This window comes from Paenibacillus vortex V453 (assembly GCF_000193415.1).
Lineage (GTDB): Bacteria > Bacillota > Bacilli > Paenibacillales > Paenibacillaceae > Paenibacillus_AQ > Paenibacillus_AQ glucanolyticus.
Genome location: NZ_ADHJ01000014.1, coordinates 375,318 through 400,712, shown reverse-complemented (window position 1 = coordinate 400,712; position 25,395 = coordinate 375,318). Strand labels below are relative to the sequence as shown.

The following is a 25,395-nucleotide window of genomic DNA, read 5'->3' as shown; positions in this document are numbered from 1 at the left end:
AACTGTGGAAAGCGGACCACGCATTACAAAAAAAAGTTCAGGATGATAAATCCATACCCGATTAATGCCCATATGGCCGCTTCCCTGCCCGATCTTCTCCATAAACGGCGTTTAACAAAATAAACGATATACATCGCAAGTGCCGTCAGTGTAGACAGTACCTTGATATCCAGAAACAAGGTCCAGCGTCCTGCCATTGCCACCGACATCGCCGCTAAAATGAGCGACGCCACCAAAATAATTGTCCCGGCCATCAGCGCTTTATACGAATAAATATCCAGTTTCTCCAGGCTTGGCAGCCGGCGCATCGTATCGTTCCACTGCTTGTGCTTCAGCTTCCGATGCAAAAACATATAAATCGCTGCAAACACAGCCCCAACGGTTAATGCAGCAAAGCTGACACTCGCCAGGGCGATATGGACCAGCAGCAGACGATGCTCCGTCTCCCAGCTGTACATGGCGTTGTCTCCTGTCGTGAACCATAACCGATTGATCAGCATGACACTGAACCCTACAAGGTTCATCAGCAGGACGGCGAATTCCGAACGCTTCATGTAGGCCAGCGCAATCGAAGTAATGGATATGCAGAATGCCAGTAGGAAGAGAAAATCAAACAGCGTAAATACCGGAAAGTGAAGATGTCCCCCTTCCATGGCTCGGATGCCGATTCCGGCAGATTGAAAGAGTGCTGTAATGACAAGAAGCCCTGTGCCTATCCGCTTCGCCACCGAATTGCGTGAAATGCAATCCGAGATATAAAACAGAAGGCTCAGGGCATAGATACAAATGCCGGTGATATAAATTATATTTAACAGCATGGGATGAACTCACCCTCCTCAAAGGGTGGCTGGGGCAAGAGAGACCTTAAGCGGTTTCTCTTCTGCCTGCTGATCTACAGCATTCGGTATCCGTTCAGCTTTAACGGGTGCAGCTGCTTTCTTGATGTTGCTGTGGGCTTCCTGCTCCTTCTCTTCGATCAGGCTTTCCAGCGCAAAGATTTGTGAAAAATACTCCAGTGCTTCTCCGCCCTGCTTGCCGCCCGTCATTTCTTTGATCCGGTTAATCGGATCATGCATCATCTGGTTGACAATGCTCTTGGTCAACCGACGAATGACTTTCCGCTGGCGTTCGTCCAGTTCCGGAAGCTTGTTGAACAAACTTTCCATCGTTTCTTCATGAATAACATTGGATTTTTCCTGCAAGGCTCGAATCGCCGGTCTGACACCGAGCGTCTTCAGCCATGTGTGGAATGCCTCCATCTCTTCTTGAATCATCACTTCAATCTTCGCTGCTTCCACACGGCGCATTTCCATGTTGGTCTCTACGATGCCTTCCAGATCATCGATGTCATACAAGAATACGTTGGACAGATCGCCAACCGTCGGATCGATATCCCGGGGAACCGCAATATCAATCATGAACAACGGACGGGACTGACGTTTCTTCATGCTCTCTTTAACCCGCTCCGCATTCAGAACATATTCATTAGCTCCCGTTGAGCTAATCACAATGTCGACGTCATTCAGTGAATTTACAGCCTCGACAATTGTGCACGGCGTGCCTTTGAACTTGCGGGCTAACTCCTCCGCACGGCCGAGCGTGCGGTTGGCAACAATCACTTCTGCAGCTCCGTTGGCGTACAGATGTTTGACCGTGAGCTCGCTCATTTTGCCTGCGCCGAGAATCATCACTCTTTTATCGTTAAATGTACCAAAAATTCGTTTGCCCAGCTCAACCGCAGCATAACTGACAGATACCGCACTCTCCCCAATCGATGTTTCGGAATGAGCACGTTTGCCAAGCGTAACGGCCTGCTTGAATAACATATTAAACCACGTACCGGTCGCCTGATTCTTCTGCGACGTCAAAAAAGCATTACGCACCTGTCCCAGGATTTGCGTCTCTCCAATGACCATGGAATCCAGACCGCAAGTGACCTTAAACAGATGGGAAATTGCCTGTTCGTCTTCATATATATAGAGGTGCTGTGTAAATTCTTCACGATTAATGCCGAACCACTGTTCCATGAAGCTGCGGATAAAGTAGCCGCACATATGAAGGCGGTCTACCACAACATAAATCTCAGTACGGTTGCAGGTAGCGACAATGACGCCCTCCAATACGCTCTTGGTCGAATTAAGCTGCTGTAACGCCTCAGGCATGTCTTCATCCGAGAATGTAAAGCGTTCTCTGACCTCCACAGGCGCCGTGCGATAGTTCAACCCAACAACGACGATGTGCATTGCATGTTCACCTGCCTATTTCTCCGAGTAGTTTTGCCGTTCACAACGGACTGTCTTGACCCTGTTCATTATATCACAGTATGCTGAGCACTCTTGTCTATTTTATGAAATGTTTATGAAATCCCCATACTTCATCATTCCATTCATAAACATTCTTGACTGTTCCGTAACACCTTACTATTGTGGATAGAGAACACTTGATATATACGTGTAATTTCTTCGAAAGCGGCTTTCAGAGGAATGCGTTTCGTTTTTTGTCACGCTTACTCGTCTCTTCAAAATAAATAACCATGGAAACATCCATGGTTATCAGTATACATATTTTTTAGTGGCTAATTAAACGAGCTCAGCCTGTTTCATCTCTGGCGTTTCGACAGTCATTTCGCCGAGTCCGCGCACGAGTTTCTTAGCATAGCATTTTTCAGGTTTCAAAGCGGATACCAGATAGTCAATAGCTAACTGCGGATCTACTGTCTCCCCGCAGGTATAACAGTCAATCGCAGCAAAACCTCTCTCAGGGTAAGTGTGAATCGAGAGATGGCTTTCCGACAGCAACACCAGCACAGTAGCACCTTGTGGTTCAAACTGCTTGGATTGGACGGACAATACCGTTGCTCCACATGCTTCAGCGGCTTCCACCATCTGAGCTTGTAAAAATTCTGCACTGTTCAATAGTTCAAAATCGACTCCCCAAGTATCAACAGCAACGTGTCTTCCGAAAGTTGAGTATTCCATCTTCCGGTTTCCCCCTTCCTAGGAATAAAATGTTTGAAAAATTTCATCCGCTAGGACCTACGTCATTCACTTCCCGAGGGAATAATCTCTCGCAACATTACATGTCCTGAGTGAATCCTGGTTCCTATATTCTTTTCAACGAGATTAAAAATAACATCTATAACGTTTAATTGCAACACCTTTTTTAAAATTAACCCATAAATATTTTACAGCTCAATATATGTGTGTCTGCACAACTTGGTGCCAGAGAACGACCAAATGGATCTTATCATCATTTATATTCATAAACATACAAGAAACAAATGTATACATTTAAAAAAACGCATAAAAAAAGCTGCCCCTTACGGGCAGCCTTCCCTAGGCTTCTAGCACAAATAACCGTTGATTAAACCGTCGCAGCCGTTCATCTATAGTCTGAGTAATATGTTTATCATTCCCTGCTGCAATCCGCTGGTCCAAAAGCACGTTGATATGGTACTGGATGGATTCAATCTCTTTCTCTGCTTCATTGCTGTTGAAGAGACGCTGCAACTCGCCTGCCGTATTCTTGTACTCATAAATAACAATGCTGTCGCTTCCGGCAATCTGCGTAATTCTGTGCACCGTTCCAGCGTGGTAGTCGTAGCTCATCGTAAAACCGCGATAAATCCGATTCACTCTGCCTGATCCTTTAAAAGCCGCAAACAGTTTGCGTACGGCATTTGTCAGGTGAGGAGTGACCAATCGGCACGACAGCTCACAGACGTACAAGCCATTCTTGCGTTCAAAGGGCAAATGAACTTCTTCCCCGCTTTCATCTTCGAGCACAAACTCCTGCTCTCCGCTATCCATGACTTTTACCCGGTTCGTAACCCGGAAAGCTTGGGTATACTGCAGAAATTGATCCATTTGAACATCCGTCATTTGCATTGTGGCATTAACATATTCTGTGGCTAACCGCTGAGCCATAAAAATCTCCCTCAATTCTTTTAACTTACTACCATTATACAGCAGACCCAGGCGGTCTTTCCTGCCGTCCGAATGAGAATATCCATCATATTTCATAAAAAAACGGAATTAGCCGGAATCAGACTGACATTTCCCACAAGATGCTCACTTTCCTGTAAAGAATGCACCGATTCCCTATATCACCCTTGAAAAAAACATCATCAAACAAACGGGATCAGGCTTGTTCATTGCCTTCCGTTTCCGAATCAAGGGATAACTCTTCCTCTTCGTGCTGAGTCCCCATATGAGACTCCATAATAGCCCATAACTCATCTTTACCCAGTCCGAGCTCAGATGAAAACATCACGAATGAATGATAGGGCTTAAAGCCCAGTGTATCCTTAACGATTTTCACATGCTTCTGACGGCGTGTTTTCGGGATTTTATCCGCTTTGGTTGCAACCACACATACCGGACGGTTGTAATGCTGCAGCCATTCATACATGCTGATATCATCTTTTGACGGCGGGTGACGCATGTCCACAATCAACAGGACAAGCTTCAGCTCTTCCCGGTTAAGCAAATACCGCTCAATCATTTCGCCAAAGGCGGCACGCTGCGTTTTGGACACCTTCGCATACCCATAGCCGGGAAAATCGACCAGATACAGGTCATCATTCACCCGATAATAGTTGAGCTGCTGCGTTTTGCCGGGCGTAGAGCTGGTACGCGCCAGATTTTTACGAGCTATCATACGGTTAATCAGTGATGACTTGCCCACGTTGGAACGCCCTGCCAGAGCAATTTCCGGCAAGGCGTCTTCAGGATATTGGGCAGGTACGACAGCACTGATGACAAAATCGGCTTTCGTAACTTTCATAATTTAGTACTTTCCTCTCTAGTGCACTCCCGCTTGTTCAACGAGCGCATGCTCCAGAACCTGATCCATATGGGATACCGGAACGAACTCAACGTCGTTCTTCACGCTGTCAGGTATATCACGCAAGTCACGTTCGTTATCCTTAGGGAGTAATATTTTTTTGTAGCCGGCACGGTGGGCTGCCAGAGATTTCTCTTTCAAGCCACCAATCGGAAGAACGCGTCCCCGAAGTGTAATTTCCCCCGTCATGGCCACATCGCGGGCTACATGCCGTTTGGTTAAAGATGAAATAAGAGCCGTGGCAATCGTAATTCCGGCTGATGGACCATCCTTCGGAATGGCTCCTTCCGGGATATGGATATGAACATCGAGTTTCTCGTGGAAATCCGGATCAATACCCAGCTCCACCGCCTTCGAGCGAGTAAAACTGAAGGCAGCCTGAGCCGATTCCTTCATCACATCACCAAGTTTACCCGTCAGGGTCAGCTTGCCGGTTCCAGGCACCACCGTAACTTCAATGGTCAGCGTCTCGCCGCCCACTTCCGTCCACGCAAGCCCCGTGACCGTGCCCACTTGATCCTCAAGCTCGGCCATGCCATAGCGAAACTTCGGAATTCCGAGATATTCCTTGATATCTTCAGCCTTAATCTCAATAGATTCCGATGCATGGGTCACAATCTGTTTGGCTGCCTTGCGGCACAGCGCTGCCACCTGCTGCTCCAAATTGCGGACTCCGGATTCACGGGTATATTCCCGAATCACCTTCATCAGAGCTTCCTCGTCCAGTATCAGCTGTTCTGCTTCAAGCCCATGCTCGCTCTTCTGTTTAGGCAGCAAATAACGGTTCGCAATCTGCAGCTTCTCCAGCTCCGTATATCCTGGAATGTACAGCACTTCCATACGGTCAAGGAGCGGTCTGGGAATGTTATGAAGCACGTTCGCCGTCGTAACAAACATGACGTTAGACAGATCAAACGGAATTTCCACGAAATGATCGCTGAATGTGTTGTTCTGCTCCGGATCGAGCACCTCAAGCAGTGCTGAAGATGGATCGCCCCGGAAATCGGAAGCCATCTTATCAATTTCATCAAGCAGGAACACCGGATTCATCGAACCCGCTGTTTTCATTCCTTGAATGATACGTCCTGGCATAGCCCCTACATAGGTGCGCCGGTGTCCGCGGATTTCGGCCTCGTCTCTCACGCCACCTAAGGAGACACGTACAAACTTGCGCTCCAGTGAGCGGGCGATGGACCGGGCGAGCGATGTTTTACCGACGCCTGGAGGGCCAACCAAACATAGAATCGGCCCCTTCATCTTCTTCACCAGCTTCTGAACCGCCAAGTATTCCAGCACGCGTTCCTTCGGCTTCTCGAGACCGTAATGATCCTCATCCAGTACTTGTTCTGCTTTGACGATATCCAGATCGTCTTCGGTCTTACTGCTCCAAGGCAGCGCCAGCAGCCAATCGACGTAGTTTCGGATAACGCCGCCTTCGGCAGAGCTTGCCGGCATTTTCTCGAGACGGTCGATTTCCTTCTCTACCTTCTCATGCACACGTTCCGGAAGCTCAAGCTCCTGAAGCTGACTTCGGAGCTCCTCTACCTCCCCGGTACGGCCTTCCTTGTCGCCAAGCTCTTTCTGAATGGCCTTCATCTGTTCGCGCAAGTAGTATTCCTTCTGGGTCTTCTCCATTTGCTTCTTGACCCGCTGGTTGATCTTGCGTTCCAATTCCAGCACTTCACGCTCATTGTTCAATATGTCTAGAAGCTTCTCGAGCCTTTTGCGAACATCAATGGTTTCGAGAATTTCTTGCTTATCCTTGATCTTCAGCGACAAATGACTCGTAATCACGTCTGCCAGACGACCTGGCTCGTCAATATCGGAAACGGCCGCCAATGTCTCTGGTGTCACCTTCTTGGACAGATTGATATAATTTTCAAACTGAGACAGTACGGTTCGCATTAATGCGGAAACTTCAGGGTCATGGTTCTCCTCTTCAGGCAGCTCGCGAGCCATGACCTCATAGTATTCCTCTTGATCCGTATATTCAATAACCTCCGCCCGTTCCATACCTTCCACAAGCACACGTATGGTACCGTTAGGAAGCTTAAGCATCTGGCGTACATTCGCAACTGTGCCAATCCGATAAATATCCTCTTGCGTCGGTTCTTCAATGTTCACTTCCGATTGAGAACATAGGAGAATCAAATTGTCTTCAACCATCGCCTTTTCTAAAGCCTTTACCGATTTCTCCCGTCCTACATCCAAGTGAAGCACCATGCTCGGATAGACAAGAAGACCTCTTAAAGGCAGTAAAGGAAAACGACGACCTTTGAATTTACTGGGTCCCATCGCTTTCGCACCTCCAACGGCTCTCAATGTTGACACTATTCCTATTTTATCAAATCTGCGTATAAAAAACCAACAAAGTGAAACTTAACATCCTCCAGCGTCCGTGACTTTCCCGTTGCGCGGAGGCGTTGCCTGCAGCAATGAAGCTGAAGAGGCTGGAAACACTTCGTTTCCGGGGAGCTGCACAACCTCCGGAGCGAACGATCCGCCAAAAATGTGGGCGAATACTTCGTCCACCGATTCTACAGGAATTACCCGTAAACCGCCACTTAAATCTTGGAACAACGTTTGCCAATTGTCTTTGGGAATGATTACACGGGTAGCACCTGCCTGGAATGCCGCCTCCGACTTTGGCGATGACCCCGCCAATTGGCTTCACCTTTCCATGAATGCTCATCTCGCCGGTCATCGCGACCTTGTTATCAACCTCAATTCCTTTGATAGCCGATACAATCGCCGCAGCCATCGCAATACCCGCGGAAGGTCCGTCAATCGGCGTTCCCCCAGGAAAGTTAATATGCAGATCATAGTTCTTAGGTGTAAAACCCATAGAGCCCAGGACTGTTAACACATTCTCGATCGATCCCTTGGCCATGCTCTTACGACGCAGCTTCCGCGAGCCTCCGCCAAACTCCTCTTCATCCACAACCCCGGTGATATTGTAGGTACCCCGTCCCTCCTCAACAGGAACCGCAGATACTTCAATTTCAAGCAGCGCCCCCATATTAGGGCCGTATACAGCTAATCCGTTAACAACGCCAACCTGCGGCTTCCCCGGTATTTTTCGATCCGGACGAGGCTGAAGCTGACTGCTGCTGGCGACCCATTCCACGTCCGCTGCACGAAGCGAATCTCTTTTTTCGGTCAGCGCCAGACCAGCAGCCAATTGAATCATATTGACCGCTTCCCGGCCGTTGGAACAGTACTGCTTCACCACTTCTACCGCTTCTGGTGCCGAATTCAGCCCAATCTTCTGAATAGCATCCTCTGCAATCCTTCCAATCTCTTCAGGCAGAAGCGGTCGGAAAAAAATCTCCATGCAGCGCGAGCGAAGTGCAGGAGCAATCTCTTCCGGTGAACGTGTCGTTGCACCCACCAGACGGAAGTCGGCCGGCAGGCCGTTTTGAAAAATGTCGTGAATATAAGCAGGTGTGTTGGCATCCTCAGAATTATAATATGCACTTTCCAGCAGCACCTTGCGGTCCTCCAGCACTTTTAAAAGCTTATTCATCTGGATCGGATGCAATTCCCCAATTTCATCAATAAAGAGGATTCCTCCGTGTGCCTTGGTCACCGCTCCCGGCTTCGGCTGAGGAATGCCTGCAACCCCCATGGCTCCCGCACCTTGGTAAATCGGATCATGAACAGACCCGATGAGCGGGTCAGCTATGCCGCGTTCATCGAACCGGGCCGTTGTTGCATCAATTTCCGTGAACTTGGCGTCATATTTAAACGGAGATTGCGGATTCTTCTTCGCTTCCTCCATCACTACACGAGCAGCGGCTGTTTTGCCTACCCCTGGCGGGCCGTATACAATAACATGCTGCGGATTGGCGCTGCAGAGAGCAGCCTTTAAGGCTCGCAAGCCGTCCTTTTGCCCCACGATGTCATCCATGGTTTGCGGTCTTGTTTTCTCAGCCAGCGGTTTTGTTAACGATATGGACCGCAGTTTGCGGAGTTTATCAAGTTCCTTACGCGATTCCCGATCCACCGCCGTCTTGCTTGTTTTCTGTCCGCGCAATAAATTCCAAAAATAAATGCCGATGATGACTGCAAAAAACAGCTGCACCAGCATTATCACAATACTTAAGTTCACAAGTCATTCCTCCTGTACTCCATTATGTCTTCATCGAATCGTTAATACATGGTAGTATTGCCGATTCCTCGAATGGTAAAACGCAGATAGCGAAAAAGTCATGACATTGTTGGGAAGACACTCCCCTGCTGCGGCGTATGACATCCTGCTAAACAGAAAAGCGGCAGTCTCTTGAATTCAAGAGACTGCCGCTTTTAAAAAGTGCAATTATAACGTTTATAAAAACCAAGTTATTAAGCTTAAACCGTGGATTTGTGCTTGCGGCCCGGGATTTCGCCGGTTTCCTCGTACACCTTCACGATGTTGTCGATTTCCTTCTTAAGCTCCTCCACCATGGTGGCTTCTGGAACTTTACGTATCATCTCCCCATAACGGAAGAGTAGGCCCTCGCCACGCGCGCCGGCAATACCGATGTCGGCTTCTCTAGCCTCACCAGGTCCATTGACTGCGCATCCCAGAACGGAAACTTTAATCGGCACTTTGATCTTCGAGATGTATTCCTCTACCTCATTGGCAATGGAGAACAAATCGATATCCAGCCGTCCGCAAGTCGGGCAAGATACCAAGGTTGCCGCATCCGAGATGAGGCCGAATGATTTTAGAAGCTCCCGGCCCACTTTGATTTCTTCCACGGGATCAGCACTCAAGGAAATACGCATCGTGCTTCCGATTCCCAGGGACAACAGCGCTCCGAGACCGGCAGCGCTCTTCACCGTACCGGAGAACAGCGTCCCGGCTTCGGTAATTCCCAGATGAAGCGGATATGGAATAACTTCAGCAGCCTTTGTATACGCCGCGATAGCCATCGGTACGTCAGATGCTTTAAGCGAAACGATGATATCGTGGAAATCCAGTTCTTCCAGTATCCCGATATGATACAAGGCGCTTTCCACCATAGCTTCCGGTGTAGGATACCCGTATTTTTCGATAAGATGATTCTCCAAGGAACCGGCGTTAACCCCGATCCGAATCGGAATCCCCTTCTCCTTACAAGCCTTCACGACAGCTTCGACTTTCTCACGCTTGCCGATGTTGCCCGGATTGATCCGAACCTTATCAATACCATTCTCGATAGCCATCAAGGCAAGTTTGTAGTTAAAATGAATGTCCGCCACAAGCGGAATATGAATGCGTTTCTTGATTTCTTTTATAGCAGCGGCAGCTTCTTCATTGTTCACCGTTACCCGAACGACCTGACAACCTGCTTCTTCCAGACGCAAAATCTCGGCAACGGTTGCCTCCACATCTGCGGTCTTGGTGGTGCACATGCTTTGAATAATGACTTCGTTCTTTCCCCCAATGGTGAGGTTCCCCACCCTGACGGGCCGTGTGTCTTGTCTCAAAAACATGGTACGATCTCTCCCATATAACGCCAAAGCTCCACTCCAGCAAAGCCCGACTGGACATAACTGGAAGTGGAGAATCAGCGTAGATTTATTCCACGCCTAATACGCTATGGCGTATTAAGCACTTTCTTCTTGTTTCTTGTCATCTTCGCTTCCCTTGCTCTGCAGCTCAGGAATCACTTTATCGCGAACAACCTGCTCCGTGATGACGCAATCCTTGATGTCATCTCTGGACGGCACTTCGTACATAACATCCAGCATAATGCCTTCAATGATCGAACGCAATCCGCGTGCACCGGTATTCCGCTTAATTGCCTCGCGGGCAATCGCTTCTAGAGCACCTGGCTCAAACTTGAGGTTGACATTGTCAAATTCAAGCAGCTTTTGGTACTGTTTCGTGAGCGCGTTTTTCGGCTCGGACAGAATGCGTACCAGCGTTGCCTCATCCAGCGGCTCCAAAGTGGAGACTACAGGCAGACGGCCAACAAATTCCGGAATCAAACCGAATTTGAGCAAGTCTTCCGGCAGAACCATGGTCAGGTATTCACCTGGCTTAAGATCCTTTTGGCTCTCTCCGGAGGCATTGAAACCGATGACCTTCTTGCCGATCCGGCGTTTGATATACTGCTCCAGACCGTCAAATGCACCACCACAGATGAACAAAATGTTCGTTGTATCGATCTGAATGAATTCCTGATGCGGATGCTTGCGTCCTCCTTGCGGTGGAACAGAAGCAACGGTACCTTCAAGAATTTTCAGCAAGGCTTGTTGAACACCTTCACCGGATACGTCACGCGTAATGGACGGGTTCTCCGATTTGCGGGCTACTTTATCGATTTCATCAATATAGATAATGCCGCGTTCTGCTTTTTCCACATCATAGTCTGCTGCCTGGATCAGCTTCAGCAGAATGTTCTCTACATCTTCACCTACATAACCGGCTTCTGTCAGTGAAGTTGCGTCCGCAATAGCAAACGGAACATTGAGAATTTTAGCCATCGTTTGTGCAAGCAATGTTTTACCGGAACCTGTAGGTCCAAGCAGCAAAATATTACTCTTTTGCAATTCAACATCCTCAATCTTGTTCTGGGTGTTGATGCGCTTATAGTGGTTGTAGACAGCAACCGAAAGGGATTTCTTCGCTTGATCCTGTCCGATTACGTATTGATCCAGAATGTCACGAATATCACGTGGCTTCGGAATATCCTTCAGATCCACTTCTTCCTCATGTCCGAGTTCTTCCTCTACAATCTCGGAGCACAAGTCAATACACTCGTCACATATATAAACACCGGGCCCCGCAACCAGTTTGCGGACCTGCTCCTGGGATTTACCGCAGAAGGAGCATTTCAGCTGCCCTTTGTCATCGTTAAATTTAAACATGCTATTACCACCCCTTAAGATTTGGTCGGTGAAGACAGAACATCGTCAATAATACCGTACGCCTTCGCTTCCTCCGCGCTCATGAAAAAGTCGCGGTCTGTATCGCGTTCGATTTTTTCAAGGGGCTGACCCGTGCGCTCCACATAGATTTGATTCAGCTTATGTCTGGTCTTGATGATCCAATCTGCATGGATTTGGATATCGGATGCCTGACCCTGAATACCCCCGAGCGGTTGATGTATCATGACTTCACTGTTCTCGAGAGCATAGCGTTTGCCTGGTGCTCCGGCAGTAAGCAGCAGCGATCCCATACTGGCGGCCATACCTACGCAAATGGTTGACACATCAGGCTTAATCAACTGCATCGTATCATATATACCCATCCCGGCTGTAACCGAACCGCCAGGAGAATTGATGTACAAAGAGATGTCCTTTTCCGGATCTTCCGCAGCCAAAAACAGCAGCTGGGCAATAACAAGATTGGCAACATCGTCATCGATCGCACTGCTGAGGAATATAATGCGATCCTTCAGTAATCTTGAGTAGATATCGTAAGATCTTTCGCCTCGACTAGTTTGCTCAACAACCATAGGTACAAGACTCATGCGACCAACCTCTTTTCCTTGAAAAATATACGGCAGTGTTACAAAAGTTATTCTAACATGTTCGCAGCACGATGTCATTTTTTAACCCTGTTTACATTCTATGAACTTCCCAAGAATTATATCCTGCCAACTTGTCTCATTATGTATGTCGAAATTAATAACCAATTCATGTCATAATTAGTATTAAATTGGCTATTGTTAGGTAAAAATAAGGCACGCATGAAATGTACGTGCCTTATCGAATGTGAGGGCAGCTTTTCGCAGCTGCCTTTTTATTATTCTTCAGTTGCAGTTTCTTCTTTTTTCTCAACAGGAGCGCCTTCCACACTGTTTTCCAGCAAGAAGTCGATCGTTTTGCGAAGAAGCAATTCTTCACGAAGGCTGTCAAGGGAACCGTTAGCACCCAGGATGCTGCGGATTTCTTCAGCGGAACGTTTGTACGTATCAGCCATATTTTCCAGCTCTTTGTTGATTTCCTCTTCCGTTACTTCGAGCTTCTCTTCTTTTGCGATTTGCTCCAGCACGAGGTTGTTGCGAACGCGTTTTTCAGCGTCTTCTTTCATTTGTCCTTCCAGATCGTCACTGCTTTGGCCGGAGAAGCTAAGGAACATTTCCAGGTTCATGCCTTGTTGACGAAGACGGTTGTCGAAATCGCGCATCATGTTTTGAACTTCGGATTGGATCATAGCGTCTGGAATTTCAATTTCAGCATTAGCCGCTGCTTTTTCAACAGCTTCGTTCTCGCGAACGCCTTGTGCTTCTTGCTCTTTGCGAGTCAGCAATTGTTTCTTCAGATCTTCCTTGTACTCATCAAGGGTATCAAATTCACTAACGTCTTTAGCGAATTCATCATCCAGCTCAGGAAGCTGTTTGCGCTTGATTTCGTGTACTTTCACTTTGAAGACAGCTTGCTTGTTAGCTAACTCAGCTGCATGGTAGTTCTCTGGGAACGTAACTTCCACGTCTTTGAAATCTCCAGTAGCCATACCAATGACTTGATCTTCAAAGCCTGGAATGAAGGAGTTGCTTCCGAGTTCAAGGGAATAACGCTCAGCTTGTCCACCTTCAAAAGGCACACCGTCAACGGAACCGTCGAAATCGATCACTACGATATCACCGGATACAGACGCGCCTTCATCGATTACAGCAAGCTCAGCATGACGTTGTTGCAGACGCTCGAGCTCTTCGTTCAGTTCCTCTTCAGAAACTTCAGCGGCTACAGCAGCTACTTCAACACCTTTGTAATCACCCAGTTTAACTTCAGGTTTCACTGTTACTCTAGCTTTGAACTTGAAAGTTTCACCTTTAGCGAATTGCTCGATGTCCACTTCCGGACGATCTACAGGGAAAATATCCGCTTGATCTACAGCTTCGCTGTATGCTTCTGGAAGCAAGATGTCGATTGCATCCTGGTACAAGCTCTCTACGCCATAACGAGCTTCAAAAATCGGGCGAGGCACTTTACCTTTACGGAATCCAGGTACATTTGCTTTTTTAGCTACTTTATTAAAAGCTTTGTCGAGGGCGGATGCAACGCGATCCGCATCAACCTCAACGTCAAGAACGCCAAGGTTCTTCTCTATTTTTTCCCAAGTTGCTTTCATTTATGCTTTCCCCTCCAAAATAATTCACGTGGTCGGCGCAATAATGTATCACGTACCGAATAACCACTATAGTATAAACAACATTAAATCCTTTTTCAAGGGCGAACCCTTATGCTACGATACCGTAAACGTTTTCCAGGCTATGGCTATTCTTCCACACCCGCTGCCACAAATTGCTTGAGAGATCGGTAGGCTCCCTCATAGCGGAACCGCATGGTGTCCGTTATACCGTAGAGCGGGCGGATTTCCTCCTCATTCCGAAACCCCTTCAAACTCTCCGATACAATGTCATGGAGCGCGGCCGCCCATATGTCAAGCGTAGATTCTTCTTCATCCAGCATGGAATGGTAATCTTCGGTACCGTAAATGGCCATTATGAACTGGGACCATAGTTCTTGTGCAAAATAAAATAAAGTCGGTTCATGAATTTCCGTCTGATCTGCAACTCGCTCCAATATTCTCGTTATGGCAAGCGGAAAACTCCCCGGGTCCAGCGGCACCGTGTCGATCTCAATCTCTACGGCTTCCTGTCCCCGATGAAGGCTTACATTTCCCTCCATGCCCCTTCTTCGGAGTGTTTGCAGCACTCGAAATTGCAGCAGGGGATGAAGCGGCGTATCCTGCAGCCACTCAACCAAAACCGCATCAATCTCCGGACGATCCAGATAGGCGAGCTGTTCCAGTGCCAGAATGGTCTGTTCGGTCAACGGTCCGTTCATAACGGAAGCGAGCAGCTTGTCGGCATATCCGGCATCCTGAGCAACTTTTTCCTTAACCATCTGCCTCGCCATTTCCGCTTCGTCTGGATCATCCTCTTCGATATCTGCATCGGAATCAACCGAACGAGGTACAGCCTGTTCTGGAAACGCAGCTTCAAGCCATTCGAGGAGCGAATGCCACTCTTCATAATGCCGTTCATTCTGTCCGCCGCATCTCAGCAGAAAACGCAAAACTTCCATCGCTTCACCGTAACGTTCGTTCTCGAGCATAACCGTAAGCTGAATCTGGTAATAATCCAGCGTCTTCGGAAACAGGATGATGTTCTTATCCTCATGTTCTTGGGAGTAAGAGTCCTTGATAAGGACACCTCCTTTCTATTCCTGTTTTTCATATTCGTTGATTATAGCATATGTACTGCCAAGTTAAAAAAAGAGCGCGGTCTATGCACTTTCCTGCCGTTCTGAAACATTCCGGCGACGCCTTTATTGAAATCCATCTTATGTCTTATCAATATAACCCGGAATGACACACTAATAATCTGGCAGATTCAAAAATGTTCGCAACTTAAAATAATTGTTGAATTTCCCCAATGCATGTGATAATATATTTTTTGCTTGAAAAATTTCTGTGTCCCAGTAGCTCAGCTGGATAGAGCAACGGCCTTCTAAGCCGTCGGTCAGGGGTTCGAATCCCTTCTGGGACGTAAAATGAAGAAGCAGCCACTTATCATCGTGGCTGCTTCTTTGCGTATTCCAGAAGGGGCGATGAACCCGGAATCGGGTTCGCCTTAGCTTACGCTTCGGGAGGGGTTACTTCGCAGCCGGCCTGCAAGATCGCATCCCTTCTGGGACACAGTCCGCATATGAACTCCATAGGCCACAATCACAACTTGAACGGACACCAGGAGCGTTATTTCAGAAAAAACGTCCCGTTTTAAAATTTAGCGGACACCACAGCCGTTATTTAGCAATTTAACAGGCAAATCACCCTCTTTTGGCGTTTATAACGGCCCTCAGGTCCGTTAGCATATCTGTTAGAGCTTTTTCACCATATTAGCGGCTTCTGAGTCCGTTATGGCGACCCAGCTCCATATGAATCAGTGGATACGGCTTGCCTGCACCATCCAGTTCCGAGCGGCCCGTCTGCACAAAACCGTATTTTTTGTAAAAAGCGTGGGCTCCGGCGTTCTGTTCATTTACATCGACAGTAAGTTTATCCCCCTTCAACGATTCGGCATGCCGAATCAATTGGCTCCCCGCTCCTCGCCCATGATGCTGTGGATCCACAAACAACATTTCGATTTTCGAGCCGTCCAGGCCCATAAATCCAACGGGCTTGAAATCCTTGTTCAAGCACACCCATAACTCCACAGCTCGAAGTGCTCCATTTTTCACCATTTTATAATAAAAACGGAGATCCTCCTCTGTAAGGAAATCATGCGTGCTGCACACAGCGCGATGCCACAGCTCCACTAATTGATCATGATATTCTTCTTTATAAGCAACAATATGACCCGTCATCCGAAATTCAACCCCTTCTCAGGAAAATCACTAGGTAAATGTAATGATATTGTACAAATCACTCCATACTATTATATAGAAATCCTTAATAGTATTCAGGTCTTTATCGTTCAGGAGGGATATAGGATGCCATTATGGCTTATGTACGCACTGCTGTCGGCGGCCACCGCTGCACTTGTCGCTATTTTCGGCAAAATCGGCCTGCAAAATATCGATGCCAATTCAGCCACTGCCATTCGATCTGTCATCATGGCACTGTTCCTGCTGGGCGTGGTGGCCGTTCAGGGTAAATTTTCCGAGCTCGGGGAAATCCTCGTGCAGAAGAAAGCCTTAAGCTTCATTGTGCTAAGCGGAATTGCAGGAGCCATGTCCTGGCTGTTTTATTTTTTGGCACTGAAATACGGTAAGGTATCGCAGGTCGGGCCCATCGATAAATTAAGCGTGGTCATCGCCGTGATTCTTGCCTTTTTGTTTCTTGGAGAGAAAATATCCTGGATTAACGTGATCGGCGTCGCACTCATTGCTGTTGGTGCCCTGCTCGTTGCCGTAAAATAAAGCCGCTTATCAGGCGGTTTTTCTCATGATCCACTCATAGATAGAACCTATTGAATCTATCACATTTATATATTTCTAATTATAAACAAAACCTGTCACAATGAGGTTATTCATAAAAAAGGGGGGAGTCTTACGATGTCGGAGCAAATATGGAAGCCTCGGGATTACGATCGGCAGTTGTCGTTTGTTTCAGCTTATGGAAAAGGTTTGGCAGAGCTTCTGGCGCCTCGAGCCGGCGAGCGGATTCTCGACCTTGGGTGCGGGACCGGTGATTTGGCTTATGAAATATCTACGGCCGGTGCATACGTGACCGGTATGGACTCAGCCGTGGAGATGATTGAGCAGGCCCAAACTAAGTATAAAAGCCTTGCATTCCGCGTTGGAAATGGCGAAAACTTCACGGTCGAAGCACCTTATGATGCTGTCTTCTCCAATGCGGCGCTGCACTGGATGAAGAATGCTGCAGGTGCAGTCCGCTCTGTGCATGGCGCACTAAGGAGCGGCGGCCGATTCGTCGCCGAATTTGGAGGACAAGGCAATATTGAAACGATCTATGAAGCCCTAAGAACTGTATTCGCCGACCATTATGGAATCGATGCGGACACACGAAATCCGTGGTATTTTCCTAGTGTGGCAGAATATGCGACTCTGCTGGAAGCCCAAGGGTTCCGGGTCCGTATGGCACATCATTATGACCGTCCTACCAAGCTGTCTGAGGGCAAGGAGGGGGTTCGGTATTGGCTCCTGCATTTTGGCGATCATTTCTTTACCGGATTTACAGCTGAAGAAAGGGAGCATGCAATTGCCCGCATCAGCCAAATAAGCTACGACACGCTCTGGCATGAGGATGCCTACTACGCAGATTATAAGCGCTTGCGTATCATTGCGGAGAAGCTTTAACAATTTTATGGTTGATTTTCTAAATAGATTGGTTATAATATGAAAAACTTGAAAATGTGATTTTCGTTGATTGGGAGAGTAACTGCTTCAGACTTTAGTCCAAGCGAGCCGGGAGGGTGGAAACCGGTACAAAGTCGGCCGTGAAACGGACCCAGGAGATGGTCTTCCGAATTGAAGGATTGTAGGAAGCCCCGGCTTACACCGTTATTGTATGAAGGTGGTTGAACCCTTGCCGGTTTAACAACAAGAGTGGTACCGCGAGCACAAGTCCTCGTCTCTTTATTGAGATGAGGGCTTTTTTTATTTTTCCGAGGTATTCTTATTTTTTCAAAGGGGGATTTACCGTGTTAAGTCAATTAATGATTACCAGTGTTCAACAAGCAGCAATCCAGGTGTGTGACTCTTTCGGCATCAAGCTGCCGGAATCCATCCCAGTCCGGGTCGAGCAGCCCTCCAGCATGGAGCACGGGGATTATGCAACCAACATCGCAATGCAGCTTGCCAAGCTGCTTCGTAAGGCTCCCCTGCACATTGCCGAGTTAATTAAAACAGAGCTTGAGCAGGATGTTCCCTTCAAACAACTGGTCTTTGCCACGGAGGTCGTGGCTCCAGGTTTTATCAATCTGCACATCGACTGGGAAGCGTGGGCCAACCACCCATTTGAACTGCCGCCGGCGACCCATGAAAAGATTGTTATCGAGCACACCTCCATCAATCCGAACAAATCTGCGCATATCGGTCATTTACGGAATTCCTGTATCGGGGATACGCTGGTCCGGCTGATGAGAAAGCTTGGCTATAAGGTGGAGGCGCATAATTATATCGACGATCTTGGCAATCAGCTGGCGGATACGGTTGTTGGAATGCTCCATACCCCGCTGTCCAAGGAACATGCCAGATTCGGTGATTACTGCTGGGATGTGTATTCGAGCACGAATAAAGCATACGAAAGAGAACCTGCACTGGTTCAACATCGGACGGAAGTTCTCCACGCATTGGAGGAGGGACATCAGAATCTTTCCTGGATCGGATTGCTCGTAGCTGAAAGAATCGTTAAAGAGCATCTTGAAGAAATAGAAGCAGTTTGGCATTGGATACGACCTTCTGGTATGGGAGAGCAGCATTGTCAGAGAGGGATTTTGGGATTCCGCCTTCGAATTGTTGAAGAACACCTCGCTGTTCCATCAGGAAACCGAGGGTAAGCTGGCAGGCTGCTGGGTGCTCAAACAATTAGGGGGAGATAAGGCAGACGATCCCGATTCCGAGCACAGCATGGACAAAGTGCTGGTACGCTCTAATGGCATTTTGACTTACACCGCCAAAGATATTGCTTATCATTTGTGGAAATACGGACTGCTCTCCAATGATTTTGTATATACAAAATTCGACCGAAGATGTTTGGACCACGAGCACTCAGGGTGAACAGCAGGCATATGGCAAAGCCGATATGGTTATCAATGTCATTGATTACAGGCAGCAGTACCCACAGCTGATGGTGAAGCAGGCACTGGAAGGCTTGGGATTCAACGAAGAAGCCCTGAACCTTCGACATGTCAGTTACGGCGTGGTTTCACTCAGTCCTTCGGCAGCAGCGGATCTTGGAATCGACACTTCCGACGGAAAGGCGTCCTATGCCATGTCCGGACGTCAAGGGATCGGGATCAAAATTACCGAGCTTATCCAGCAAGTAGCCAATGTCATCGAAGAGACCCGTTCGGATAAAAACGGATTGTCCAGCCATGCGATAGCAGCAGCCTCCATCCGTTACTATCTGCTTCGCTTTGCACTGCAAACCGAGGTTGTGTTCGATCTGAAACAGGCCACGGAAATTTCGGGAAATACGGGAGTCTACCTGCTCTATTCCTACGCGCGTGCACTTAGTGTTCTCAATAAAGCGCAGGATGCCGGTGTCTTGTCCTCTATGCCTGCTCACTTCCCTGACATGGAAAAAGCAGAGCATGCGCTGCTGAGGCATATCAGCACCTGGCATGATACCCTTTATGCTGCCGGACGAGAGCTATCCCCAAGCGCCATCTGCAACTTCGCGTATGAGCTGTGCTCCTTGTTCAACAATTTTTATTCGGCATGTCCGATTCTGAAAGCCGAGGCAGACGTACAGCGTTTCCGGATATGGCTCACTTCGCTGTTTAAGGATACCCTTGGCGAAGCTTTGGAAGTGTTGGGATTGCCAACGCCGAGCCGGATGTAAAGGAAACTCTGTGGGAGGTTCCTGAATGCAGCTGTAGTTTCTTTAAAAAAGCCGCCCATTCTTATTCAACAAGAATAAGAATGGGCGGCTTTTTTCCTTTATTGCAGCCCTCTGACGGTCAGTCTGACCTGAACTCCATCCGTTGCTGGCTCTTCCCGAAGAGTCCAGTTGACAGCCAGTGCCTCCTTCAAGCGAGCCAACTGCTCCTCCTTGAGCTTTAACCCCTCAATGATTCCCTCACCCACACGGAAGTCGGATTCCGAGCTGAGGTGAAAGGTTTCCTCCAGCCATATTTTCAGACCGTTTCGGGTATTAAACGTAATTTTGTAGCCCTCGATAACGGCTTTTTCCAAATCTTCCCCATGCTCTCCCGCATAGGCGAACAGTTCCCCGTAATGAAAATGACCATTCTGAGCAATCTGAAATCTCTCATTCTCTCCCGAGCGTACTGCCTCCAGCAATTCAGAGGAGGTGAGTCCCGATTTTCTGGCGTGCTCCAATAAGATAGCGGTATTCTGTGATATTTTAGTAAGCTGCATGCTTGATGCCTCCTCAATATATATACGAAAATATTTTTTCTTCTATTATAAGATGAAATGATTATGAAGTCAGGTCTTCTCAAAACATAAACTAATCGTGTCATGGATATCCTTCATTTGCAAGAAAGGCGGTCCTTGATTGGACACAAAAACACCGCCATAAATGGCGGTGCCTCTTTTACGTCCCAGAAGGGATTCGAACCCCTGACCGACGGCTTAGAAGGCCGTTGCTCTATCCAGCTGAGCTACTGGGACATATATGTATGAAATGCTTTAAAACAGTAACGAAGTATATTATATCGCATATTCGGCATTTTTTAAAGAACTTTTTTTGAATACCCTCATTACAGAATCAGGAACGCGCTTACTGGGTAATATGTATATCATCAGAATGACTTTAGGAGTGTGATACCATGAGACAGCTTCTGTCCTCTTTATCGTATTTCAGCATCTTTTTTGTCGCCGTTTCTTCTCCCCCTCATCGTGTGGATTCTGTCTCCGGACGCCTACGTTGCCAAGCACGCCCGCCGTGCATTATTCTCGCACGTATTCCCGGTTATCGCAGCGATACCCATGATCTATATGGCCGTAACCTCGGGGTCCTTCGGCTCCATTATCGGGTATCTCATCCTGTTCGGGATCATCTACTTCGGAGCATTTGTATATAACATCATCATGGGCATTCAAGTATTGCGGGAAACGGCTTACTAAACACATCAGATGATTGAAGGGCCATGCAGCTATCATGCTGCATGGCCCTTCTTGTCTAGGCTTCCAAAGAACTTTGCCAATCTTTTTCCTAACCCCTAAAAATACTGAGGTCCTTCGCTGAGCCGCTGATTCAACTGCTCGTACAATTGACCGGTCGAGAGGAGCTGCTGTTTAAAGGTATCCCGATCCTCCTCGGCCGTGGAATGAACACTATTCTCGAACGCTTCGTCCGTAGCATCCACAAAAGCATCATGCATGCTGTTATCAAACCAGTCGAGCTCCATGCTGGCGTTGCTCCGGACGATTCTCACCAGTTCGTAGCCTCCCAGCGGAGACGATGGCGTCAGGTAAGCCAGCAATGCGCTTTCTCCCTCCGCTTCAGGATATACCTCCACCTCGGCGCATGGCGCACCGTTAACTTCGGTAATCCGTCGAATTTTTGCGTCTCTAATTGCGTACATCATGCATTCTCCTTCATGGGATGTGCAGGCTTCTGCACAATCCTTTTTTATTTTCACGTCATATCGGAGAGCAATCGCAGCTCCTCCATCTGCTGACGCGTTGCCGGCGTACCCAACTGATATATCGTCCGGTACACATTATCCAAGGAAGATTGAAACAGGGCATTGGAGCTTTGTTGCGGCGTATCCGGCCAAGGAAACATGTATCCAAGTGCTTCTTCTTCCTTCTCCTGCATCATATCCAGCTCAATCCGGACTTGATCAGCCTCTTCCGGCGTAGCTTCGATCTCCCATTCATAAGGGCTTGCCCCCTGCTGAGTCAACACAGAACGGCTTTGCACGGAGACGTAATAGGTTGACTTATCCATGGACGCTTCTCTCCTTTGCTTTGAAATTCGTCCTCTTTCTTAGTTTTCGTAAAAGGACAGACATTTTATGCCTTCCTTCGGCATATATCTGTATCACTTTGGCGACGTAGGATTAAAAAGTTGGGACAGCGTATGACAAAGACAAAGAGAGGATGAACCGTCATGTGCGGAATAACCGGTTTTATACAATGGAGCGGCGATTTGACGCAGGATTCGCAGCTGCTGGTAAAAATGACAGAAAGTTTGGCTCACCGCGGACCTGACGGATCCGGCACCTGGATTTCCAACCCGTGCGCATTTGGACACCGAAGACTCAGCGTGATCGACCCCGAAAATGGAGCTCAGCCGATGATCATTCATCAGGAAGAGGAAGTCTACGCCATTGTATACAACGGGGAATTATATAATGCTGCTGAGCTTAAAGACGAATTGATACGACGCGGACATCGTTTCAATACCAAGTGTGATACGGAAGTGTTGTTAGTCTCCTATATCGAATGGGGCCCCGAGTGTTTGGAACGCCTCAATGGAATATTTGCCTTTGCCATTTGGGACAGTGCGCAGGAACAAGTGTTTCTGGCACGGGACCGGGTGGGAGTAAAACCCTTGTTCTACAGCTACATCGACGGAACCTTGGTTTTCGGCTCTGAACCCAAAGCACTGCTGCAGCATCCGAAGGTGGAGCCCGTGGTCGGTGCTGAAGGACTTGCCGAAGTGTTCATTATCGGTCCTGCACGGACCCCGGGGCATGGCGTCTATAAAGACATCTCCGAACTCCGCCCTGGCATGGCGATGATATTTAACCGGGAAGGGTTGCGCAAATACACCTATTGGAAGCTGGAAAGCAAACCGCATGAGGATGATGTAGACCAAACGGCAAGCTACTTGCGCGATCTCCTCCGGGATACGGTAGAGCGTCAGCTGGTATCTGACGTGCCGGTCTGCTCCCTTTTATCCGGGGGGCTTGATTCCAGTGCGCTTTCTTCCCTTGCCGTCGATTACTATAAGCGGACGGGCCAAGGACAAGTGCATACCTACTCTGTCGATTATGTGGACAACAACAAGCACTTTCAGTCCCATTCCTTCCAGCCTGGCGCAGATGCGCCATGGATTCAACGGATGCACGATGAGCTTGGGACGAACCATCACTGGATTGAATTCGATACTCCCGAATTGGTTGAGGCGCTGGATACCTCCACGCAAAAGCGCGACCTGCCCGGCATGGCCGACGTTGATGCATCGCTGCTCCTCTTCTGCCGAGAGATCAAAAAAGGCGCCACCGTTGCCATATCGGGCGAAGCTGCCGATGAAATATTTGGCGGGTATCCTTGGTTTCACCGGGAAGACATGCTGAACTCCGGCACATTCCCATGGTCGGTCGCTCCGGACATGAGAGCCGGACTTCTGTCTGCCGAAATCCGGGACTGGATCAGACCCCTGGAATACCTGGGAGACCGCTATTCGGATGCGGTAGCTGAAGTCCCTAAGCTGGGCGGCGAGACTGGCCAGCAAGCCAAAATGCGGGTTATGTCCTACCTCAACATCACCCGCTTTATGCCAACCCTGCTGGATCGCAAGGACCGGATGAGTATGGGCGTCGGACTGGAGGTCCGTGTGCCTTATACCGATCATCGTCTGATCGATTATGTGTGGAACATCCCATGGAACATCAAAACAGCAGGCGACCGTGAAAAGGGCATTCTGCGCAAGGCGCTGGAGGGCGTGCTCCCGGATGATGTCCTGTACCGCAAAAAAAGTCCGTATCCCAAAACCCACAATCCGAACTACCTGACCGCCGTCAAAGCGCAGGTACTGTCCATACTGGATGATGGCACATCTCCGCTGCTTCCGCTCATTGATACTGCGCGGATACGGGAGCTGGCCTCTTCTCCGGACGCGTCCTCCAATCTCCCTTGGTTCGGTCAATTGATGTCCGGCCCGCAGCTGTTTGCCTACCTGGCCCAGGTTCATTTCTGGCTTAAAGAATATAACGTATCCATACGTTAAATCTTATTCTACTGAAAAAACAAAGAAACCATACCCGCTCACGCCGGTATGGTTTCTTTTTGCAATCATCTCGATTCAGCTCAACGCCTGCAGATACGCAACCAGCTTGCGAAGGGCTTCTCCGCGGTGACTGATTAACTGCTTCTCCTCCAGGGAAAGCTCTGCCATCGTTTTCTCATGGCTTGGCAAGTAGAACAGCGGATCGTACCCGAAACCGCCGCTTCCGGATGGATCGGAAGTGATCCACCCTTCGACATGCCCTTCCGCCTCCAGCTTTTCTCCTGAAACCGGATCGTACAGCACCAGCACGCAGACGAATCGGGCCGGGCTTAACAAGGGCTGCTCGGTGTCCTCACCCAGTCTTAATTGCTCCAGCTCGCCGATCAGCTTCTCGTTATTATCATCATCCGCGCCATGCTCACCTGCATACCTTGCGGAATATACACCCGGAGCGCCGTCCAGCGCATCCACGCATAATCCGGAATCATCTGCAAGCACAGGCAATCCCAGTGCATCACCGACCGCTTTGGCTTTCTTGAATGCATTGGCTGCGAAGGTAACTCCATCTTCAACGACATCAGGCAATTCAGGGTAATCGTACATACTCTTGACTTCCACGCCAAGCGCAGCAAAAGCATGTGCAAATTCCTTCACTTTCCCCTGATTGCGGGTAGCTACAATGAGAGTATCCCCAAGTGTCAGCGTCATATCTTAGACTCCAGTTCCCGCATTCACGGAACCGATTTTGGCTGCAATGGGTCCGAGTGCTTCCTGTTGACGCTCGATCAGCTCGCGGATTCCTTTTTCCCCAAGCTCCAGAATCTGATCCAGCTCCTCGCGCGAGAATGGGCTTTCTTCGCCGGTTCCTTGAACCTCAACGAATTTACCCCCTCCGGTCATAACCAGATTCATATCCACCTTCGCTTTGGAATCTTCTTCATAGTTCAGGTCCAGCAGCGCCTGTCCTCCAGCGATACCCACACTAATCGATGCCAAGTAATCCGTGATCGGAAATACTGCGAGTTTATGTTGTTCTGCAATTTTATTTACCGCTATGGCCAGGGCTACAAATGCTCCTGTTATGGAGGTGGTCCGCGTTCCGCCATCCGCCTGGATCACATCGCAGTCCAGCGTAATTGTCCGCTCGCCAAGAGCATACAGATTCACAACAGACCTGAGCGCTCTGCCGATCAGCCGCTGAATTTCCATCGTCCGGCCAGTGAGTTTACCGCGATTGGCTTCCCGCTGATTCCGAGATTGTGTTGCGCGCGGCAGCATTGAATATTCAGCCGTCACCCAGCCCTTTCCTTGTCCTTTCAGAAACGGGGGAACTTTCTCATCCACGGTTGCCGTAATCAGCACCTTGGTGTCTCCCATTTCGATGTACACGGAGCCTTCCGCATATTTATTCACATGGGTCGATAAATTCATCGGTCGAAGCTCATCGCTCTTACGTCCGTTAGATCTCATGTTTTCTGCCTCCTACTTCTTATCGCAATCCTGATTAGCAT

The 25,395-nt window shown here is 48.5% G+C and carries 20 protein-coding genes, 2 tRNA genes, 3 pseudogenes and 1 other annotated feature; of the genes and pseudogenes, 6 read left to right on the top strand and 19 right to left on the bottom strand.

All coding sequences use genetic code 11. From position 1 onward, the window contains the following. Positions 1–23 precede the first annotated feature (23 nt). From ccsA to PVOR_RS08640, 12 genes and pseudogenes are all read right to left on the bottom strand, one after another. Positions 24–818 carry a cytochrome c biogenesis protein CcsA gene (gene ccsA / locus PVOR_RS08695; RefSeq protein ID WP_006208788.1) on the bottom strand — a complete coding sequence of 265 codons (795 nt, stop codon included), beginning with the start codon at positions 816–818 and terminating at the stop codon, positions 24–26. A gap of 18 nt (positions 819–836) precedes the next feature. Then, complete coding sequence (gene hemA, locus PVOR_RS08690; RefSeq protein ID WP_006208787.1) at positions 837–2,243, bottom strand: glutamyl-tRNA reductase; 1,407 nt, start codon at positions 2,241–2,243, stop codon at positions 837–839. A gap of 336 nt (positions 2,244–2,579) precedes the next feature. Then, positions 2,580–2,978, bottom strand: a complete 399-nt coding sequence (gene speD, locus PVOR_RS08685; RefSeq protein WP_006208786.1) for an adenosylmethionine decarboxylase — start codon at positions 2,976–2,978, stop codon at positions 2,580–2,582. A gap of 357 nt (positions 2,979–3,335) precedes the next feature. Then, the gene (locus PVOR_RS08680; protein WP_006208785.1) at positions 3,336–3,926 is read right to left on the bottom strand and encodes a hypothetical protein; all 591 of its coding nucleotides are present in this window, start codon (positions 3,924–3,926) and stop codon (positions 3,336–3,338) included. A gap of 214 nt (positions 3,927–4,140) precedes the next feature. After that, the gene (gene yihA, locus PVOR_RS08675) at positions 4,141–4,785 is read right to left on the bottom strand and encodes a ribosome biogenesis GTP-binding protein YihA/YsxC (RefSeq protein WP_006208784.1); all 645 of its coding nucleotides are present in this window, start codon (positions 4,783–4,785) and stop codon (positions 4,141–4,143) included. 18 nt (positions 4,786–4,803) lie between these two features. Beyond that, positions 4,804–7,140, bottom strand: a complete 2,337-nt coding sequence (gene lon, locus PVOR_RS08670) for an endopeptidase La (RefSeq protein ID WP_006208783.1) — start codon at positions 7,138–7,140, stop codon at positions 4,804–4,806. Positions 7,141–7,224: 84 nt separating this feature from the next. Further along, positions 7,225–8,935, bottom strand: a pseudogene (gene lonB, locus PVOR_RS08665) (ATP-dependent protease LonB). A gap of 260 nt (positions 8,936–9,195) precedes the next feature. Beyond that, entirely contained in the window at positions 9,196–10,305 is a 1,110-nt protein-coding gene (gene ispG, locus PVOR_RS08660) for a flavodoxin-dependent (E)-4-hydroxy-3-methylbut-2-enyl-diphosphate synthase (RefSeq protein ID WP_006208781.1), read from the bottom strand. A 114-nt stretch (positions 10,306–10,419) separates the two neighbouring features. Then, positions 10,420–11,685, bottom strand: a complete 1,266-nt coding sequence (clpX, locus tag PVOR_RS08655) for an ATP-dependent protease ATP-binding subunit ClpX (RefSeq protein WP_006208780.1) — start codon at positions 11,683–11,685, stop codon at positions 10,420–10,422. A gap of 14 nt (positions 11,686–11,699) precedes the next feature. Next, entirely contained in the window at positions 11,700–12,290 is a 591-nt protein-coding gene (gene clpP, locus PVOR_RS08650) for an ATP-dependent Clp endopeptidase proteolytic subunit ClpP (RefSeq protein ID WP_006208779.1), read from the bottom strand. A 275-nt stretch (positions 12,291–12,565) separates the two neighbouring features. Beyond that, on the bottom strand, positions 12,566–13,894 hold the full coding sequence (gene tig, locus PVOR_RS08645) for a trigger factor (protein WP_006208778.1): 1,329 nt from the start codon (positions 13,892–13,894) through the stop codon (positions 12,566–12,568). A gap of 146 nt (positions 13,895–14,040) precedes the next feature. Beyond that, positions 14,041–14,883 (bottom strand): hypothetical protein, encoded by an 843-nt coding sequence (locus tag PVOR_RS08640; protein WP_006208777.1) that lies wholly within the window; start codon positions 14,881–14,883, stop codon positions 14,041–14,043. 360 nt (positions 14,884–15,243) lie between these two features. Between PVOR_RS08640 and PVOR_RS08635 the strand changes: the two genes are divergently transcribed. Further along, a tRNA-Arg gene (locus PVOR_RS08635) sits at positions 15,244–15,317 on the top strand. Between the two features lie 349 nt (positions 15,318–15,666). Here the strand turns inward: PVOR_RS08635 and PVOR_RS08630 are convergent. After that, positions 15,667–16,134, bottom strand: a complete 468-nt coding sequence (locus tag PVOR_RS08630; RefSeq protein ID WP_006208776.1) for an acetyltransferase — start codon at positions 16,132–16,134, stop codon at positions 15,667–15,669. A 126-nt stretch (positions 16,135–16,260) separates the two neighbouring features. Here PVOR_RS08630 and PVOR_RS08625 point away from each other — a divergent pair, with 126 nt between their 5' ends. The 3 genes and pseudogenes from PVOR_RS08625 (at position 16,261) to PVOR_RS08615 (ending at position 19,798) form a co-directional block, all read left to right on the top strand. Then, a complete protein-coding gene (locus tag PVOR_RS08625; RefSeq protein ID WP_006208775.1) occupies positions 16,261–16,689 on the top strand; it encodes an EamA family transporter in 429 nt (142 codons plus the stop codon). Positions 16,690–16,824: 135 nt separating this feature from the next. Further along, positions 16,825–17,589 carry a class I SAM-dependent methyltransferase gene (locus PVOR_RS08620; RefSeq protein ID WP_006208774.1) on the top strand — a complete coding sequence of 255 codons (765 nt, stop codon included), beginning with the start codon at positions 16,825–16,827 and terminating at the stop codon, positions 17,587–17,589. A 57-nt stretch (positions 17,590–17,646) separates the two neighbouring features. Further along, positions 17,647–17,871, top strand: a binding site (T-box leader). 62 nt (positions 17,872–17,933) lie between these two features. Further along, positions 17,934–19,798, top strand: a pseudogene (locus PVOR_RS08615) (arginine--tRNA ligase). Between the two features lie 98 nt (positions 19,799–19,896). Here PVOR_RS08615 and PVOR_RS08610 read toward each other — a convergent pair. Both PVOR_RS08610 and PVOR_RS08605 read right to left on the bottom strand, forming a co-directional pair. Next, entirely contained in the window at positions 19,897–20,337 is a 441-nt protein-coding gene (locus tag PVOR_RS08610) for a hypothetical protein (RefSeq protein ID WP_006208770.1), read from the bottom strand. Positions 20,338–20,518: 181 nt separating this feature from the next. After that, a tRNA-Arg gene (locus PVOR_RS08605) sits at positions 20,519–20,592 on the bottom strand. A gap of 158 nt (positions 20,593–20,750) precedes the next feature. Between PVOR_RS08605 and PVOR_RS08600 the strand changes: the two are divergent. Continuing rightward, positions 20,751–21,048 (top strand): annotated as a pseudogene (locus PVOR_RS08600) (DUF4870 domain-containing protein). A 95-nt stretch (positions 21,049–21,143) separates the two neighbouring features. On the opposite strand, the gene PVOR_RS08595 reads toward PVOR_RS08600, so the two are convergent. Together PVOR_RS08595 and PVOR_RS08590 are read right to left on the bottom strand one after the other, a co-directional pair. Then, a complete protein-coding gene (locus PVOR_RS08595) occupies positions 21,144–21,509 on the bottom strand; it encodes a hypothetical protein (RefSeq protein ID WP_006208768.1) in 366 nt (121 codons plus the stop codon). A 53-nt stretch (positions 21,510–21,562) separates the two neighbouring features. Continuing rightward, positions 21,563–21,877 carry a hypothetical protein gene (locus PVOR_RS08590; protein WP_006208767.1) on the bottom strand — a complete coding sequence of 105 codons (315 nt, stop codon included), beginning with the start codon at positions 21,875–21,877 and terminating at the stop codon, positions 21,563–21,565. A gap of 162 nt (positions 21,878–22,039) precedes the next feature. On the opposite strand from PVOR_RS08590, the gene asnB reads away from it, so the two are divergent. Further along, the gene (asnB, locus tag PVOR_RS08585; protein ID WP_006208766.1) at positions 22,040–23,884 is read left to right on the top strand and encodes an asparagine synthase (glutamine-hydrolyzing); all 1,845 of its coding nucleotides are present in this window, start codon (positions 22,040–22,042) and stop codon (positions 23,882–23,884) included. A gap of 75 nt (positions 23,885–23,959) precedes the next feature. Here the strand turns inward: asnB and PVOR_RS08580 are convergent, their stop codons facing one another. Beyond that, positions 23,960–24,592 (bottom strand): XTP/dITP diphosphatase, encoded by a 633-nt coding sequence (locus PVOR_RS08580; RefSeq protein ID WP_006208765.1) that lies wholly within the window; start codon positions 24,590–24,592, stop codon positions 23,960–23,962. A 3-nt stretch (positions 24,593–24,595) separates the two neighbouring features. After that, the gene (gene rph, locus PVOR_RS08575) at positions 24,596–25,354 is read right to left on the bottom strand and encodes a ribonuclease PH (RefSeq protein WP_006208764.1); all 759 of its coding nucleotides are present in this window, start codon (positions 25,352–25,354) and stop codon (positions 24,596–24,598) included. Between the last annotated feature and the right edge of the window lie 41 nt (positions 25,355–25,395).

Coding starts and splice junctions, on each gene's coding strand:
- ccsA (WP_006208788.1), bottom strand. CDS start 818: ATGCTGTTAAATATAATTTATATCACCGGCATTTGTATCTATGCCCTG.
- hemA (WP_006208787.1), bottom strand. CDS start 2,243: ATGCACATCGTCGTTGTTGGGTTGAACTATCGCACGGCGCCTGTGGAG.
- speD (WP_006208786.1), bottom strand. CDS start 2,978: ATGGAATACTCAACTTTCGGAAGACACGTTGCTGTTGATACTTGGGGA.
- PVOR_RS08680 (WP_006208785.1), bottom strand. CDS start 3,926: ATGGCTCAGCGGTTAGCCACAGAATATGTTAATGCCACAATGCAAATG.
- yihA (WP_006208784.1), bottom strand. CDS start 4,785: ATGAAAGTTACGAAAGCCGATTTTGTCATCAGTGCTGTCGTACCTGCC.
- lon (WP_006208783.1), bottom strand. CDS start 7,140: ATGGGACCCAGTAAATTCAAAGGTCGTCGTTTTCCTTTACTGCCTTTA.
- ispG (WP_006208781.1), bottom strand. CDS start 10,305: ATGTTTTTGAGACAAGACACACGGCCCGTCAGGGTGGGGAACCTCACC.
- clpX (WP_006208780.1), bottom strand. CDS start 11,685: ATGTTTAAATTTAACGATGACAAAGGGCAGCTGAAATGCTCCTTCTGC.
- clpP (WP_006208779.1), bottom strand. CDS start 12,290: ATGAGTCTTGTACCTATGGTTGTTGAGCAAACTAGTCGAGGCGAAAGA.
- tig (WP_006208778.1), bottom strand. CDS start 13,894: ATGAAAGCAACTTGGGAAAAAATAGAGAAGAACCTTGGCGTTCTTGAC.
- PVOR_RS08640 (WP_006208777.1), bottom strand. CDS start 14,883: ATGCTCGAGAACGAACGTTACGGTGAAGCGATGGAAGTTTTGCGTTTT.
- PVOR_RS08630 (WP_006208776.1), bottom strand. CDS start 16,134: ATGACGGGTCATATTGTTGCTTATAAAGAAGAATATCATGATCAATTA.
- PVOR_RS08625 (WP_006208775.1), top strand. CDS start 16,261: ATGCCATTATGGCTTATGTACGCACTGCTGTCGGCGGCCACCGCTGCA.
- PVOR_RS08620 (WP_006208774.1), top strand. CDS start 16,825: ATGTCGGAGCAAATATGGAAGCCTCGGGATTACGATCGGCAGTTGTCG.
- PVOR_RS08610 (WP_006208770.1), bottom strand. CDS start 20,337: ATGCAGCTTACTAAAATATCACAGAATACCGCTATCTTATTGGAGCAC.
- PVOR_RS08595 (WP_006208768.1), bottom strand. CDS start 21,509: ATGTACGCAATTAGAGACGCAAAAATTCGACGGATTACCGAAGTTAAC.
- PVOR_RS08590 (WP_006208767.1), bottom strand. CDS start 21,877: ATGGATAAGTCAACCTATTACGTCTCCGTGCAAAGCCGTTCTGTGTTG.
- asnB (WP_006208766.1), top strand. CDS start 22,040: ATGTGCGGAATAACCGGTTTTATACAATGGAGCGGCGATTTGACGCAG.
- PVOR_RS08580 (WP_006208765.1), bottom strand. CDS start 24,592: ATGACGCTGACACTTGGGGATACTCTCATTGTAGCTACCCGCAATCAG.
- rph (WP_006208764.1), bottom strand. CDS start 25,354: ATGAGATCTAACGGACGTAAGAGCGATGAGCTTCGACCGATGAATTTA.